This is a genomic window from Bradyrhizobium sp. T-12, from assembly GCF_058314695.1.
The window spans coordinates 6,976,962-6,992,891 of sequence record NZ_CM177756.1 but is presented as its reverse complement, the minus strand read 5'-3'; the positions used below and the strand labels follow the sequence as shown (position 1 = coordinate 6,992,891).

Sequence of the window (15,930 nt, the reverse complement as noted above, 5' to 3'; positions counted from 1 at the left end):
TCCATAACCCCAGGGAGCAGTGTGGGGCGAAACTGGTCACTCCGAGTCTTCGCCAAACCACGTCCTGTGGTTATGGGTCCCGGGTTCGCGGCTTCGTCGCGCCCCGGGACGACGACTGAGAATGTGGCGCGCAGAATCCCATACTAACGACCAACTTGAAATGCATGGGCAGGGCCGGGGTTCTTCCCTAATATCCGCGCGATTTCAAAACAGAAAACTGCTGGGAGCTAACAGATGAAATCAGCACTTTTGGCCGCCGTCGCAACCTCTGCTTTGGTGCTGGCGGCGCCGGCTGGCGCGCAAGGCGTCAAGATCGGCATCCTCAACGACCAGTCCGGCGTCTATGCCGATTACGGCGGCAAATGGTCGGTCGAGGCGGCCAAGATGGCGATCGAGGATTTTGGCGGCGAGGTGCTCGGCCAGAAGATCGAGCTGGTCACCGCGGATCACCAGAACAAGCCCGACCTTGCAGCGTCGATCGCGCGGCGCTGGTACGACGTCGAGAACGTCGACATGATCACGGAGCTCACGACCTCCTCGGTCGCGCTCGCGATCCACGAGCTGTCCAAGGAAAAGAAGAAGATCGACATCGTCGTCGGCGCCGCGACCTCGCGGCTGACGGGCGATGCCTGCCAGCCCTACGGCTTCCACTGGGCCTACGACACCCGCGCGCTCGGCGTCGGCACCGGCGGCGCGCTGACCAAGGCCGGCGGCGACACCTGGTTCTTCCTCACCGCGGACTACGCCTTCGGCTATGCGCTGGAAAAGGACACCAGCGAGATCGTCACCGCCAATGGCGGCAAGGTGGTCGGCTCGGTGCGCGTGCCGCTGAACTCCTCGGACTTCTCCTCCTTCCTGCTGCAGGCGCAGAGCTCCAAGGCCAAGATCGTCGGCCTCGCCAATGCCGGCCTCGACACCACCAACTCGATCAAGCAGGCGTCCGAATTCGGCATCGTCTCCGGCGGCCAGAAGCTCGCGGGTCTTTTGATGACGCTCGCCGAAGTGCACGGCCTCGGTCTGCAGGCCGCACAGGGCCTGGTGCTGACGGAAGGCTATTACTGGGACGTCAACGACAAGAGCCGCAATCTCGGTGAGCGCTTCCTCAAGCGCACCGGGCGGATGCCGAACATGATCCAGGCCGGCACCTATTCGGCGACGCTGAGCTATCTCAAGGCAGTCAAGGCCGCCGGCACCAAGGATCCCGATGCCGTCGCCAAGAAGCTGAAGGAGCTGCCGGTCGACGACGATTTCGCGCAAGGCGGCAAGGTGCTCGAGAACGGCCGCATGGTCCACGACATGTATCTGTTCGAGGTCAAGAAGCCGGCGGAGTCGAAGAAGCCCTGGGACTATTACAAGCTGCTCGCCACCGTCCCCGGCGACAAGGCATTCTTCACCGCCAAGGACAGCGGCTGCCCGCTGACGAAGTGAAGCTCTCTCGTGCCCCGGACGCATCGCAGCGCGCAGCGGTGCGATGCAGAGCCGGGGCCCATCTCTCCGCACAGCGTGCCGCCTGCTGGGTCCCTGTGTATCGAAATCCTGTCATGGTGGAGTGGGCGGGAAGCCGTTGGGTCCTTGGCGCTTGACGCCGTGAGCCGGCTCGGTCTCCCGCCCGTTCCATCTATCAACCTGAACAGTTGCACGAGGCTGCGCCAACAGACCTCGCATCACAGGGACAGGCACCATGATCATACGCCCTCGTTACGTCGGAATCGACGTCTCCAAACGATATCTCGATATCTTCGATGAGAGCCTGGGCGTGCCGGAGCGCATCGCCAACGCGCCGCAGGCCATCACACAGATCGCGGCGCGTTGGCGCTGCGATGTGCTGGTCGTCTTTGAAGCCACGGGCGTCTATGACCTTGAGCTTCGTGAGGCGCTCAGCCAGGCCGGCATCCGCTTTGCCCGGATCAACCCGGCCCGGGCCCGGGACTTTGCGCGCGCCAGCGGCCAGCTCGCCAAGACCGACCCGATCGATGCCCGGATGCTGGCGAGCTTTGCCCGGGCCATGCAGCCTGCCGCTGAGCAGGCTGCCAATCCTGCCCGCAATGCCCTGGCGGGGCTTGCAAAACGGCGGGATCAACTGGTTCTCATGCGTGCCCAGGAGAAGAACAGGCGCAGCGAGGCCGAGGACCGCGCCATGGCCGATCGCATCGGTCGGCTCATTGAAGTCCTCGACAATGAGATCGCCGCAATCGAGGCCGATATTAGCGCACTGATCAAGACTGAGCCGGAGGTCTCCGATGATGCGCAGTTGATGCGGTCACTTCCCGGCGTGGGCCCCGTAACCTGCATGCAGCTGATCGCGCAGATGCCGGAACTCGGACCGAAGCAGGTGGCCGCGCTCGCCGGCCTGGCTCCCTTCAACGTCGACAGCGGCGCTTACCGCGGCAAGCGGAAGATCGTCGGGGGCCGAAAGCGCGTCCGCGATGCCCTCTACATGGCCGCTCTCAATGCGGTCCGCCGGGCCGATCCATTCAAGGCCTTCTACGCTCGACTGCGACAGGCCGGTAAACCTGCCAAGCTCGCTCTCATTGCCGTTGCCAGGAAGCTGTTGACGGTCCTCAACGCCATCATCCGCGATCGAAAGCCGTACCTGTACACTAGGCCAACATAACAGTTGCCGGTACAGCGGCGCAGCGTTATACGCTGCACCGCGCCCGGGACACGAGCAGGTGTGATGCCATGCTTCACTTCACCAGCCGCAACACCACCGCCCCCAGTGCGCCCGCCCACGGCGCCATCGCGGCGACGCCCTGGATCATGAAGCCGGGACCGCGCTTGGCCGCCGCCTTGGAATAGCCGATGAAGTAGACGACGCGGCCGACGATCCAGACCGCGCCGAGTCCGGCCGCGGCGGCATCGCCGATATAGACCGCGAACAGCCAGAGCGCCGGCAGGACAATCGGCATCCATTCCAGCGTATTCATCTGGATGCGGAAGGCGCGCTCGAAATCCGGATGGCCCGACATCGCCGGCACCTTGACGCCGGTCCTGGTGCGCGAGCGCGAGACGTTGATGGCGGTGAAGAAATAAAATGCGATCGCCAGCAGCGTGACGAGGGCGGTGAGGTGATACATCGCTCGGTTCCCTTGAAGAGACCGCGCTTAATACCCGGTCAGCTCGAGATAGCCAACGCCGTCATGGCTCCCGGCAAAACTGATCGGTCCCTCCCAATAGGAAAAGCCGGTGCCCATCCAGGCCTTCGGATTGAGCGGCCTGCAGAGGATCGAGAACGAGCGCGACGGGATCGCGATCTGCCATTCCACCGGCAGCTTGCGTCCCGCGACCTGCGCGGTCGCTTTCGGAATCATCTGGATGTCGCCGCCTGCGATCATCTGCGTCTCGCCGGAAGCGCTGATCCAATTGCCGAACGGATAGTCCTTGCCGTCCTTCTTCCGCAGCCGGTACAGCATCAGCTTGTCGCCGGACGACAGGTGCAGCGACAGCCAGTCCCAGCCGGTCTGGTCAGTGTCGAGCGGCTGGCTGCTCCATTCGCGGTCCATCCAGGCTTGCCCTGAGACAGCGACCGGCTTGTCGTCGATGGTGAGCGTGCCGCGCGCGCGGTAGAACGGCTGGCTGTAATAATAGGACGCCTGCCCGCGCTCCGATTTGCGGCTGTAGCCGTGATCGCCCTGCAGCACGACCGGACGATTGGCCTCCAGCGTCAGGGCGTAGCTGAAATCCGTGCTGGAGGCCTTCAGCGTCAGCGGTGCCAGGGTGGGATCGTCGGCGTGCTCAAGCCCCTTCATCTCCCAATCGTCGATCCAGGCCGCAAACGGCTTTTCCGTGACCCCTGCTTGGCCCACGCCACCACGTGAAAACACTTCGTTGAAGCGATGGGTGTTGGCGCGCGTCACCGCCGCATGCGCCATCCATATCTGCCGATTGGCCCAGCCTTCGCCTTGCGGACCCGGCTGTGATGCCTGGCGGAACAGCGTCCATTGCAGGCCGCACGCCGCACCGCTGCCATCGACGAGATTTGCCGTCAGATACCACCACTCGATGCGAAACTCCGGATGCGGCCCGTGATCAGCCGGAAATGCGAATGTCTTTCCCGGCGTCACCTTCGCAAAGCCGTCCGCGGTCTCGCCGAGGCCGGCATAGCCTTGCGCGCCGGCGCAGCGAGCGAGCGCCAGCGCGGCGATGCCCCCGGCGAAGGCGCGGCGCGACATTCGATCAGCGCTCATTGGCGAACACCTTGACGAGGCTGGCCGGCTGCATCCGTGCGAGCCGCACGACCGGCAACAAGGCCGCGAGCAACGAGGCCAGCAGCGCCACCGCGACGAGCCCGATCAACTGCGCCGGAAACACATGGAAAGGCAGCCGCCAGCCGAATGCCTTCACGTTGACGATCGCGATCAGGCACCACGCCACCAGGAGGCCGAGCGGCACGGCCAGCAGCGATGTGAACAGCGCGACCGACAGCGTCTTGGTCAATTCGATCGCGGCGAGGCGCGGCCGCGTGATGCCGATCGCCCATAGTGGCGCGAGTTGCGGCAGGCGGGAGTTCGCCAGCGTCAATAGGCTCGTGAACAGCGCGATGCCTGCGACGCCGAGCGTGAACGCATTCAGCGCGGACGTGACCGCAAAGGTGCGGTTGAAGATGCGGATCGATTCTGCCTTCACCGTCGCCTGGTCGGCGACGCTGCGGTCGTCGAGCGCAAACTGCTTCTGCAGCGCCGAGATCAGGCCGGGGATATTCTCCCTGGCAACGATCAGGCCCATCCGCGTCTGCGCCGTCTGCGGAAACTGCCGCATCAGCGCCGCGGCATTCACCGCGAGCTGTCCCTTGGGATTGCCGTAATCGGCATAGATGCCGACGATGTCGAGCTCCCAGGTCCCGCCAGGTGCCGGCACCTCGACGACGTCGCCAATGCGCACATTCAGGCGGCGGCTGAGCTGCTCGCTGATGAAGGCGGCATTCCCCGGCACGAGCCGGGTCCAGGCGCGGGGCGCGGCGTCCAGCAGCGGCCAGCGCTCGCGATAGAGTGCATGATCGGGCAGGCCGAGCAGCTCCACCGGCTGGCCCTGGACCTGCGCTTCGGCGCGGCCGCCCGACAGGATCGCCTCAACGTCGCTGCGCTGCTTCAGCCAGTTGCGGATCTCCGTGCCTTGCGCGTTGTCGGCAGCGCTGATGTAGACGTCGGCGGCGAGCCGTCCGTTGAGCCAGCCGATGAAGGTGCGGCTGAACGTCCCCACCATGGTGGAGACCCCGACATTGACGGCGAGGGCGAGCAGGAGTGCCATCAGCGCCAGCGACAATCCAGAGAGCTGCTGCCGGCTGTCCGCCCAGAACCACAGCGCCAGCGGTTTTCGCGCGGCACGTTGGCCGGCCAGCAGGAGCAGTTCGAGGAAGGCCGGCAGGATCAGGGCCGCGCCGAGCATCAGGGCCGCCAGCACGCCAAAGCCCGCAATCAGCGATTCGCCATAGCGCAGCAGCAACAGCGCGACCGCGAACACGGCGCAGGCGGCCAGGCTCTGCAGGATCAGCCAGCGGCGCTGCCGCTGCTGCCAGGCATGCGGCTGGGCCGTCGCCAGCACAGGCATCCGGATCGCCTTGATCAGGCTGGTCGCCGCCGCGACGAGCGCGCCCGCAATGCTGATGCCGATGCCGGCGAGCCACCATTCGGGCCGCAAGCTGAGCTGCCCGGGGATTTGCGCGCCATACAGCCCACGCAGAGAGGCCGCGACGTCGGGCAGGAGCACGGCCGCGATGAAATAGCCACAAACTAGCCCGATCAGCCCGGCGATGAGAGCCAGCGCCACCAGCTCGACCACCAGCACGCTGTTGACGAGCCGCGCCGAGGCACCACAGGCGCGCAGCGTCCGCAGCATCGGCAGCCGCTGCTCGAAGGCGAGGCCGACGGCTGAGTTGACGATGAAGAGGCCGACGAAAAACGACAGCAGGCCGAACGCCGTGAGGTTGAGATGGAAGCTGTCGGTGAGGTGCTCCAGCTCGGTCTCCGCGCTCGGCTCGATCAGCTGCAACTGATCGCCGACAACGCTGGCCAGCGGCGCGGGCTTGCTTCTGGGCTTGCCGATCAGCAGCCGCGACACCTGGTCCGGCCTGTTGAGGAGACGCTGCGCCACGCCGATATCGACCACCAGCACGTCGGGCACCAGCTGCGGCAGCACGCGCAGCGGCGGCAATGTAGCGCCGTCGCTGGTCGGAGGCGCCGCGCCCTCCTGCTCCCGCAGATCGCGCAGCGTTTCCCGTGCCACCAGCGTCTGGCCCGGCGGTGCAACGAAACTGCCGAGATCCGCGGCACCAAGGCGCGGCGCATTGCCGACATCGACCGGGAGCGTCACCGGCTCGATCCCGAGCAGCCGCACCGAGCGGCCGTTGATCTGGACCCGGCCCTCCAGCGCCGGCGACACCGGCCAGCCGGCGCGGCGCAGCTTGACGAACAGGTCCTGCGAGAAGGTTGCCGCATGCGGCGCGACCAGCATGGCCGTGCGGCTGCCGCCGAACGTCGCCGCGGCGCGGTCATAGGCGGTGCGGGCCTGCTGGTTGATGGCCTGCACGCCGCTCCACAGCGCGGTCGCCGCGATCAGCCCGATCAGCAGCGTCGCGAACTGCATCTTGTGACGCCGCCAATGGCTGAGCAGCACCGCGAGAATCCACAGCGCGCCTCTCATGCGATCCGTCCCGCATGCAAGGTGAGGTGGCGGTCGAGCTGAGCGGCCAGATGCAGGCTGTGCGTCACCATAAGGAAGCCGCAGCCGGTGCGCGCAACGAGGTCGCGCGTCAGCGCCAGCACATCCTCGGCGGTGTCTTCGTCCAGATTGCCGGTCGGCTCGTCCGCCAGCAGCAGCGACGGCTTCGTCGCCAGCGCCCGGCCGATGGCGACCCGTTGCTGCTGACCTCCGGATAATTGCTCGGGATAGCGCTTCAGAAGAGCGCCGAGCCCGAGACGTTCGGTCAGCTCCTTGGTCCAGGCGGCGTCGTGCCGGCCGGCGATCCGCGCCTGAAAGATCAGATTGTCCGCGACCGACAGGCTCGGGATCAGGTTGAATTGCTGAAACACTAGGCCGATCCGGTCGCGCCGCAAGCTGGCGCGCCCCGCGTCAGAGAGCTTGGTAACCTCAATGTCTCCCAGCCCGATCGAGCCGCCATCGGCGGCATCGAGCCCCGCGATCAGGTGCAGCAGCGTGCTCTTGCCGCTGCCGGACTCGCCGGTCAGCGCGACGCGCTCGCCGTCGGCGAGGTCGAGATCGACGCCGCGCAGCACATGGACCGGTTCGCCGGCCGAGGAGAAGGTCTTGGAAAGATTACGGATGCTCAGCACGATGAATGGCGCCGGACGGAATTAGCGGACTTGTTGCGTAGCACACTTGCTGCGGAAATGCCGGGTTGCGTTGGTCTCGAAGCCGTTGTTAGCTCCCAAGACGGCCAAATCAAAAAAGTGCCAAAAAAGACATGCGGGGAGAACGATGAGCGCTCAGGGAACGCCTGATACGGCGGGCAGCACGGCGGGGAACTCCAACGCTTCGGCAAAGCCGACGCCGAAGGGCGCCTGGACCGTCACTTTTCTCCTCTTTCTCTTCATGGTCGTGAACTTCGCGGACAAGATCGTCGTCGGCCTCGCCGGCGTGCCGATCATGACCGATCTGAAGCTCTCACCGGAGCAGTTCGGCCTGCTCGGCTCCTCGTTCTTCTTCCTGTTCTCGATCGCCGCGATCGTGGTCGGCTTCATCGTCAACAAGGTGCCGACGCGCTGGGTGCTGCTGGCGCTCGCGGTGGTCTGGGCGCTGGCGCAATTTCCCATGGTCGGCACCGTCTCCTTCACGACGCTGTTGATCTGCCGCATCGTGCTGGGCGCCGGCGAAGGCCCGGCCTTCTCGGTCGCCGCGCACGCGATCTACAAATGGTTTCCCGACGAGAAGCGCACGCTGCCGACCGCGATCCTGTCGCAGGGATCGGCCTTCGGCGTGATCCTCGCCGTGCCCGCACTGAACTGGGTCATCGTCAATCATTCCTGGCACTATGCCTTCGGCGCGCTCGGCGTCGTCGGCCTGATCTGGGTTTGTGCCTGGCTCGCGCTCGGCAAGGAAGGACCGCTGGAGGACACGCAGGTCCTGGCCGCGACCGAGTCGAAGATTCCCTATTTGCAGCTTCTCACCTCGCGCACCTTCGTCGGCTGCGTCGCGGCGACCTTCGGCGCCTATTGGGCGCTGTCGCTCGGCCTGACCTGGTTCACGCCGTTCATCGTCAAGGGGCTCGGCTTCTCGCAGAGCCAGGCCGGCTTCATCTCGATCCTGCCCTGGGTGTTCGGCGCCACCATCGTCATTCTCACGGGATGGATCTCGCAGGTGATGATGGCGCGCGGCTACAACACCCGCGCGGCTCGCGGCGTGCTCGGCTCGGTGCCGCTGGTGATCGGCGGGCTGATCCTGGCGATGATGCCGCATGTTCAGGGCGCGGGCCTGCAGATCGCGCTGCTCGTGGTCGGCTCGGGCCTGTGCGGGGCGATCTATGTCGTCTGCCCGCCGATGCTCGGCGAGTTCACGCCGACGTCGCAGCGCGGCGCGATCCTCGCCATCTACGGCGCGCTCTACACGCTGGCCGGAATCGTCGCGCCGGCCGTGATGGGGGCGATGATCCAGCGTGCCGGCAGCACGATCGACGGCTACATGACCGGCTTCACCATCAACGCCGTGATCATGGTCGGCTCCGGCCTGCTCGGCCTGCTGCTGCTCTGGCCGAACACGGAAAAGGCGAGGTTGAGCCGCGGTGCCGCGGCGCAGGCGAGCGCGCTGAAGGGCGCGGTGTCGCCGACGTAGGCGACTAATGGTATCACACTCCGCTGTCGTCCCTGCGAACGCAGGGACCCATACCGCGTGATCTCTCGGTTATGATAAATCGCAGTACCGAGCTGCGATCCTCCGCCACACTTCTTCCTGTGGTTATGGGTCCCCGCGTTCGCGGGGACGACACCGAGATTGTCGATACGCCTTCGCGTCTCATCTGCGCCGCTGCCTAATTCACCCCCTGCGCGCCACGAACGAGCTTCCCCGGCCGCCGCCCCGTGGTCTCGCCATGCCGCCGCGTCACCACGCCCGACACGATCGTGGCATCATAGCCGTCGACATCCTGCAGCAGCCGTCGCCCGCCGACCGGCAGATCGTAGTGCACCTTGGGCGGATGCAGGTGCAGGCGGTCATAGTCGATCACATTGACATCGGCCTTGTAGCCGGGCGCGATCAGCCCGCGGTCGGTCAGGCCGACCGACAGCGCGGTCTTGCGCGACTGCGCCGCGACCACGAACGGGATCGACAGCTTCTCGCCGCGCGTGCGGTCGCGCGTCCAGTGCGTCAAGAGATAGGTCGGGAAGCTCGCATCGCAGATGATGCCGCAATGCGCGCCGCCGTCGGACAGGCCCGGCACCGATTGCGGGTCGATCAGCATCTCGCGCGTCGCGTCGAGATTGCCGTCGGCATAGTTGAGGAACGGCACATAGAGCATGCCGCGGCCCTCGTCCGACAGCATCGCGTCATAGGCGAGCTCCTCCGGCCGGCGCCCCTGCTTGCGCGCCTGCGGCCCCAGCGCGTTCTCCGGCGGCTGCTCGTAATCGGGGGGATCGCCGAGCAGGAACATCCTGTCGTAATTGGGCCGGAAGAACAGCGGATCGTCGGTCGCGGTCGCCGTCTCGCTCAGGATCGCCTTGCGCACCTCCGGTTGATGCAGCCGCGCGAGCCTCTCTCCAAGCGGCAGATGCGCGATCGCCTTGTAGCTCGGATGGGTCTGGAACGGGTTGCGCGACAGCTCGAGGCCCAGCAGCAGGCCGACCGGGCGCGCCGCGATCTGCGCGGTGATGGAAAGGCCGCGCCTGGCGGCCGCGTTGATCTCGTCCAGCGTCTGGCGCCAGCGATTTGGCGCCTTGTCGTTCTGCGTGATCGAGAACGAGATCGGGCACTTGGTGGCATCCGCCACCCGCAGCATCATCGGCAGGTCTTCGTGGATGGTGGAGAGATCCAGCACGAATTGCAGCACACTGCGCCCCTGCCGATGCATGGCGTCGGCAATTGCAGTGAGCTCGTCCTCGCCGGCCTTCAGCGTCGGCGTGAAGTCGCCGGTCGACGTGCGATGATTGAGCGTGCGCGAGGTCGAGAAGCCGAGCGCGCCCGAGCGCACCGCTTCGCCCGCGAGCCTTGCCATCGCGGCATTGTCTTCCGCGGTCGAAGGATCGCGGCGCGCGCCGCGCTCGCCCATGACATAGACCCGCAGCGCGGCATGCGGCAGCTGCGCGCCGACGTCGATGTCGAAATCGCGCTTGGCGAGCCAGTCCATGTAGTCCGGAAAGCTCTCCCAGGCCCAGGGAATGCCGGCGCTCAGCACCGGCTCGGGAATGTCCTCGACGCCTTCCATGAGCTGGATCAGGCGGGTGTGGTCGGCGGGCTTGCAAGGCGCGAAGCCGACGCCGCAATTGCCCATGATCGCGGTGGTGACGCCGTTCTGCGACGACGGCGTGATGTCCTGGCTCCAGGTGACCTGGCCGTCGTAATGCGTGTGCACGTCGACGAAGCCCGGCGTCACGAGCTTGCCGCGTGCGTCGATCTCTTCGTGTCCCTTCGAGGCGACCTTCCCGACCTCGCTGATCTTCCCTCCGGTGATGGCGACGTCCGCCTCGAACAGCTCGCCGCCGCGTCCGTCCGCGACGGTACCGCCGCGGATCACGAGATCAGGGGTGCTCATGGTGTTTCTTCCCGAATGGTTGTTTTGCTTGGGCGCATTTTCAGGCGCGCCTGCGCAGTGTCAACCGCGGGGAAGTGCGCTCAGGGTTGCGTCGCCGCGTTGGCTTCCCGCTTCCGTTCCGTGAACGGCGACAGCACCACGGTCGCGACCATGAACACCACCGACGCGCCGAACACCCAGTGCGGTGCGCTCTGGTCCATGATCCAGCCGAACAGCAGCGGCGAGACGATGCCGCCGAGATTGAAGCCGGTGGAGACGATGCCGAAGGCGCGGCCCGCTGCGCCCGGTGGCGCGGCGTTGCGCACCAGCATGTCGCGCGAGGGAGCGATCACGCCGGAGAGGAAGCCGGCGAGCGTCATCGCTGCGGTCAGGATCCAGCCGGGCAGCGTCACGAGCGCGATCAGCAGCACGATGGCCGCGTTGACGGCAAAGCAGGCCGCGGCGACGTAACCGTGGCGTTCGGTATGATCGGCGAGGAAGCCGCCGGCGAGCACGCCTGCGGCGCTGGCGCCGAGGAATGCGGTCAGCATGACGTTGGCCGCCGAATAGGACGTCCCGTAGCCGCTCATCAGCGCGACGACACCGAAATTGTTGATGCCGGCGACCGACAGGCTGAGCAGCATGAACAGCGCCGTCAGCGTGATCAGCGCCGGGGTGATGACGGCTTGCTTCGGCGCGTTCTCGGCACCGGGCTTCTTCTTGCTGGCGCCGGCGTCGGGAATGTTCATGCTGAGCAGCAGCAGCGCCACCAGAATGCCGATCGCGCCGGATGCGATCAGCGCGCCGACACCGCCGGACATTGTGACGAGGCCAGCCACGATCGCGGGCGCCACCGCGCCGCCGAGAAAGCCGGCAAAGGTGTGGATCGAGAAGGCGCGGCCCATCCGCGCCTCGTCCATGTGCTCGGCGAGGATCGCGTAATCCGCGGGGTGATAGACGCTGTTGGCGAGGCCCAGCAGCACCGCGCAGGCGATCAGCGAGACATAGCTGAGATGCAGGCCAAGCAGGATCAGCGCGCAGCCGCCGAGGGTCAGCCCGATCAGCAGGATCTTGCGCGCGCCAAAATGGTCGACGAGATAGCCGGTCGGCGCCTGCGTCAGCCCCGACACCACGGCGAACACGGTGAGCGCGAAGCCAAGCTCGATATAGCCGACGCCGAGCTGCGCTTTGAGGAACGGGAACAGCATCGGCAGGACCAGCAGATGGAAATGGCTGACCCAATGCGCGATCGAGATTCCCGTCAGCGTGCGCAGCGCGCTGTCCGCCTTGCCTTGCTGCGGTGCGGCGAGAACGTCGACCATTGCAGTTCCGTTTCACTCCCGATGGAGGCGGAAACTATCGGGGAGAGCGGTTATTTGTCCATGAACGCAGGCGCATGGCAGGTAGTGCGGGTGGCGACGACCGCGGAGTTTGAGGCCACCCCTCACAACGGTTCGTCGTCCACACCATAGCGATCGCGTTTGGGCGTTGCGATGTCGCCGTCCTCGTAATCGTCGTCATCGAGAGAAGGCGGGGGGAGCTTCGCCTTGTTGTCTGCCGGCTTCTTCTCGACGGTGTTCTTCTCGGCCATTTTGGGCGGCTCGCCCGGTTTGCAAATCTTGGTCATGGCTGGTCCCGGATGGTGATGCTGCACCCGATCCTACCCTGAAAATATGAGCGGTCCCTGACGTAGCGCAAGGACCGCGCGTGGCGTTGGCCAAGCCCGTCAATGCACGAGCGGCCCGCCTGCCTTCTTCCAGGCATCCACGCCGCCGGCGATGTGCGCTGTGTTGGAGAGGCCGGCCGCCTTGGCGGCCGCCACCGCCATCGCCGAGCGCTCCCCAAAAGCACAGAAGAACACCACGCGGCGTCCCGTCGCGGCCGCGACCTCGCGCAGCATGCCGCCTGGTTTGAGGCTGTCCTCGACGGACGGATAGGGCGTGTGCAGCGCGCCTTCGAGCATGCCGTGCTTGGCGCGCTCGTTGGCCTCGCGCAGATCGACCAGGAGGATGTCGGGCCGGCCGAGCGCACGAATCGCCTCGACGGCGCTGAGCGCGCGGCCTTCCTTCTCCAGCTCTTCCTGATGCAGGCCGACATGCATGTTGGCGGGCACCGCCACGTCCATCATCTTCGGATTGGGCAGCTTCAGATTGGCCATCAGCTCGATATATTCGTCGACCGAGCGCACCTGGAGGCGCGGGTTGTAGCGTTTCTCCTCGCCGATCGTGGAGACCGTGTCGCCCTTGTAGTCGTGCGCAGGGAATACCATCGTCTCATCAGGCAGCTTGAGCAGCCGGTTGAAGATCGAGTCGTATTGCGCGCGCGACGAGCCGTTCTGGAAGTCGGTGCGACCGGTGCCGCGGATCAGCAGCGTATCGCCGGTGAAGACGCGGTCGCCCATCAGATACGAATAGGAATCGTCGGTGTGGCCGGGCGTGTACATCACGTCGAGCGACAGGCCCTCGATCGTCACCTTGTCGCCGTCGGCGACCCGCATCGCCACGACGTCGGCCTTGGTCTGGTCGCCCATCACCGTCATGCAATGGGTGCGGTCGCGCAGCTCGGCGAGGCCGGTGACGTGGTCGGCATGCAGATGGGTATCGACCGCCTTGACGAGCTTGAGGTCGAGCTCGCGCAGCAATTGGCAGTAGCGGTCGACCTTCTCCAGCACGGGATCGAGGATCAGCGCCTCGCCGCCGGGACGGCTGGCAAGGAGATAGCTGTAGGTGCCCGAAACGCTGTCGAAGAGCTGACGGAAGATCATGGCAGGAGGTCCGGCAGTGGAACTGATGTCGAGGATTCTACTACAACCGGGGTCGGAGAGAGAAGTATTTTGCTGCGAGGCGAGCAAAATATGGAAGATTATTGTTGTGTGTTATCATTCCCCGCCTGGTGCGCAATTGCGCACAGGGGGCCGGCGATCCGTTAATCCGCAGGCCGAAGTGGGATACGGAGGTGCTGCGGAGGACTGGATTCCCCGCCTGCGCGGGGAATGACCCCGAATGGGGGCGTTACACTGTGGGGACGGTCAGACAGCCCTACGGCCGCACCAATGTGTACCCGTTCTCCGCCAGGAACAGGATCTGCCCGACGCCCACCTGCACCGGCGTCGCCGCGGGAATGAACTCCGGCCGCTTGCCTGTCTCGCGCTCGATCGTATCCACCGTGTTCAGACAGATGTCGAAGCGCACGCCTTGCGCGATCAGGCTTTCGACCTGCTTGCGACGCTCGTTGCCGGACAGCAGGAGCTCGATGCCGGGGCCGAACGCCACCACTTCGACCGCGATCTTGTCGGGGTCGTAGGCCTTCAGCAGGTTGTTGGCGACGCTCAGCACCAGCGCCTGCTTCCTGGCATCGCCGTCGGAGAGCTGCAGCACGATCCTGTGCTCGGCGAACGGCTTGTCCTGCAGCGGCACCTGTTGTGCCGAGGCCGGCGCGACGGCGGCGAAGGCGAGCAGCGCCAGCATCAGCGCGGAGAGGATCTGCGCGCGCCTCATCCCTGTCCCGTAATGCCTGGATTGTCTTCGACACCCCTCAGCGTCACGCCGGAGCCGAGCCGTTCCGGAAACATCCGGCCCGAGCGCAGATATTTGCCGACCACGTCCCACACCGGAGCGCCCTGCCGGCCGGTGACCGAAGCCCAGCCCGCGACCTTGTAGCGGTGGCTGGCGCCGAGCGTCTTGCCGCTATTGAGCTTCAGCTCCGAGATGCGGCTGCCGATCGCGGCGTTCGGCGTGCAGGTGTAGCTGAGCCCGCCGGCGCGCACCATGTCGCCGCCCTGCTGGTAATAGGGATCGGTATTGAAGAGGTTGTCGCAGATGTCTTCCAGCACGTCCTTGATCTCTGCGCCCGTCATCTCCTGCACATAAGTCTCGGGATAGGTGATCGCCGTCTCCGCGAGCAGATCCTCCATGGTCAGCGCCTGGCCGGACAGCGCGGTGACGCCCCAGCGGAATCCCGGCGACAGCGCGATCTCGGTGTCGAGCTCGGCGCGCAGCGCGGTGCAGATCAGCTCGTCGACCGGTCCGGAGAAATTGCCGCGGCGATAGAGCAGGCGGTCCGGCGTTGCGATCTTCGCCGACCAGTCGGCCACATGCGGTGCGCGCAGCCGGCCGATCAGCTCAGCCATTGCCGGGTCGGGCTTCAGCAGCTCGGAATAAACCGGCAGCAGATGGTAGTGCACGTCGCTGACCTTGCCCTTATCGATCGCGAGATCGAGCACGGCGAGGAATTTTCCGTTGGAGCCGGCATTGGTGACGAGCGTGGTGCCGCCGGCGTTCTTCACTGGCATTGGCTGCGGAACGGCATCATGGGTGTGGCCACCGAGGATGACATCGATCCCGGTGACGCGGCTTGCGAGCTTGAGGTCGACATCCATGCCGTTGTGCGACAGCAGGATGACCGCATCGGCCTTCTCGGTGCCGCGCAAGGCATCGACATGTTTCTGCAATTCCTCCTCGCGGATGCCGAAGGTCCAGTCCGGCGTGAACCGCTTGGGATGCGCGATCGGCACGTAAGGGAAGGCCTGACCGACGATCGCGACGCGGTGGCCACCGATCTCCCTGATCATGGATGGCTTGAACACGCGCCCACTGGCCTTGTCGAAGGCGGCGGCGTCGTTGAACGCGGCTTCCTCCGTCAGGAAAACGTTCTGCGCCAGGAACTCGCCCTTGAAGCGCTCGAGATTGTCGCGCAGCACCTGCTCGCCATAGGTGAATTCCCAATGCCCGGTCATCGCTTCGATGCCGAGCAGATTGGCGACCTCGACCATGTCGCGGCCCTGCATGACATTGGCAAGCCCGGTGCCCTGCCAGAGATCGCCGCCGTCGAGGAGCAGCGAACGCTTCTCGCCGACATCGGCACGCAGGCGGTCGACCAATGTCTTCAGATGGGCAAATCCGCCGAGCTTGCCGAAGCGGCCTGCCGACTTCTCGAACTCGACGCAAGTGAAGGCGTAGGCATCTGCGCTGTCGGAACGGATGCCGAAACGGTCGAGAAAGGCGCGGCCGACCAGATGCGGCGGCCGCCCGGCCATCTCGCCGATGCCGATATTGATGCTGGGCTCGCGGAAATAGACCGGGTTGAGCTGCGCATGCGTGTCGGTGATGTGCAGGATCCGCGCATTGCCGAACCGCTCGAGGTCGTAAAGGCTCGCGGCCTCGGTGCCACGCGCAAACCGCGGCAGGCTGAGCGATGCGGCGGCAAGGCCGGCAGACTTCAGGAAATCGCGGCGGCGGATCGCCATCCAAAAAATC

Annotated in this window: 13 protein-coding genes; 3 read left to right on the top strand and 10 right to left on the bottom strand. The window is 65.7% G+C overall.

What is annotated here, in order from left to right; translation table 11 throughout:
* The first annotated feature begins 234 nt into the window (after window positions 1–234).
* Together AC0WRY_RS33425 and AC0WRY_RS33420 are read left to right on the top strand one after the other, a co-directional pair.
* The gene (locus AC0WRY_RS33425) at window positions 235–1,428 is read left to right on the top strand and encodes an ABC transporter substrate-binding protein (protein ID WP_194404962.1); all 1,194 of its coding nucleotides are present in this window, start codon (window positions 235–237) and stop codon (window positions 1,426–1,428) included.
* Between the two features lie 253 nt (window positions 1,429–1,681).
* Entirely contained in the window at window positions 1,682–2,614 is a 933-nt protein-coding gene (locus AC0WRY_RS33420) for an IS110 family RNA-guided transposase (RefSeq protein ID WP_491122471.1), read from the top strand.
* Between the two features lie 73 nt (window positions 2,615–2,687).
* Here AC0WRY_RS33420 and AC0WRY_RS33415 read toward each other — a convergent pair whose 3' ends face one another.
* The 4 genes from AC0WRY_RS33415 to AC0WRY_RS33400 are packed head-to-tail and all read right to left on the bottom strand — an operon-like array spanning window position 2,688 to window position 7,289.
* The gene (locus tag AC0WRY_RS33415; protein WP_194404961.1) at window positions 2,688–3,077 is read right to left on the bottom strand and encodes an MAPEG family protein; all 390 of its coding nucleotides are present in this window, start codon (window positions 3,075–3,077) and stop codon (window positions 2,688–2,690) included.
* 27 nt (window positions 3,078–3,104) lie between these two features.
* Window positions 3,105–4,187 carry a lipocalin-like domain-containing protein gene (locus tag AC0WRY_RS33410; RefSeq protein WP_194404960.1) on the bottom strand — a complete coding sequence of 361 codons (1,083 nt, stop codon included), beginning with the start codon at window positions 4,185–4,187 and terminating at the stop codon, window positions 3,105–3,107.
* Window positions 4,177–6,639: an FtsX-like permease family protein gene (locus AC0WRY_RS33405; protein ID WP_491122470.1), complete on the bottom strand. Its 2,463-nt coding sequence runs from the start codon at window positions 6,637–6,639 to the stop codon at window positions 4,177–4,179. Before AC0WRY_RS33405 ends, AC0WRY_RS33410 begins: the two co-directional genes overlap by 11 nt.
* Complete coding sequence (locus tag AC0WRY_RS33400) at window positions 6,636–7,289, bottom strand: ABC transporter ATP-binding protein (protein ID WP_491122469.1); 654 nt, start codon at window positions 7,287–7,289, stop codon at window positions 6,636–6,638. The genes AC0WRY_RS33405 and AC0WRY_RS33400 overlap by 4 nt, the downstream gene beginning before the upstream one ends.
* 145 nt (window positions 7,290–7,434) lie before the next feature.
* On the opposite strand from AC0WRY_RS33400, the gene AC0WRY_RS33395 reads away from it, so the two are divergent.
* A complete protein-coding gene (locus AC0WRY_RS33395; protein ID WP_491122468.1) occupies window positions 7,435–8,784 on the top strand; it encodes an MFS transporter in 1,350 nt (449 codons plus the stop codon).
* Between the two features lie 196 nt (window positions 8,785–8,980).
* Here the strand turns inward: AC0WRY_RS33395 and AC0WRY_RS33390 are convergent, their stop codons facing one another.
* The 6 genes from AC0WRY_RS33390 to soxB all read right to left on the bottom strand — a co-directional run bounded on the left by AC0WRY_RS33390 (window position 8,981) and on the right by soxB (window position 15,920).
* A complete protein-coding gene (locus tag AC0WRY_RS33390; RefSeq protein WP_491122467.1) occupies window positions 8,981–10,696 on the bottom strand; it encodes an N-acyl-D-amino-acid deacylase family protein in 1,716 nt (571 codons plus the stop codon).
* An 80-nt stretch (window positions 10,697–10,776) separates the two neighbouring features.
* Window positions 10,777–11,997: an MFS transporter gene (locus tag AC0WRY_RS33385; protein WP_491122466.1), complete on the bottom strand. Its 1,221-nt coding sequence runs from the start codon at window positions 11,995–11,997 to the stop codon at window positions 10,777–10,779.
* 122 nt (window positions 11,998–12,119) lie between these two features.
* Entirely contained in the window at window positions 12,120–12,302 is a 183-nt protein-coding gene (locus tag AC0WRY_RS33380) for a hypothetical protein (protein ID WP_491122465.1), read from the bottom strand.
* A gap of 99 nt (window positions 12,303–12,401) precedes the next feature.
* A complete protein-coding gene (locus AC0WRY_RS33375; RefSeq protein WP_211415485.1) occupies window positions 12,402–13,439 on the bottom strand; it encodes an MBL fold metallo-hydrolase in 1,038 nt (345 codons plus the stop codon).
* A gap of 274 nt (window positions 13,440–13,713) precedes the next feature.
* Entirely contained in the window at window positions 13,714–14,172 is a 459-nt protein-coding gene (locus AC0WRY_RS33370; protein WP_491122464.1) for a DsrE family protein, read from the bottom strand.
* On the bottom strand, window positions 14,169–15,920 hold the full coding sequence (soxB, locus tag AC0WRY_RS33365; protein ID WP_491122463.1) for a thiosulfohydrolase SoxB: 1,752 nt from the start codon (window positions 15,918–15,920) through the stop codon (window positions 14,169–14,171). Before soxB ends, AC0WRY_RS33370 begins: the two co-directional genes overlap by 4 nt.
* Window positions 15,921–15,930: the final 10 nt, after the last annotated feature.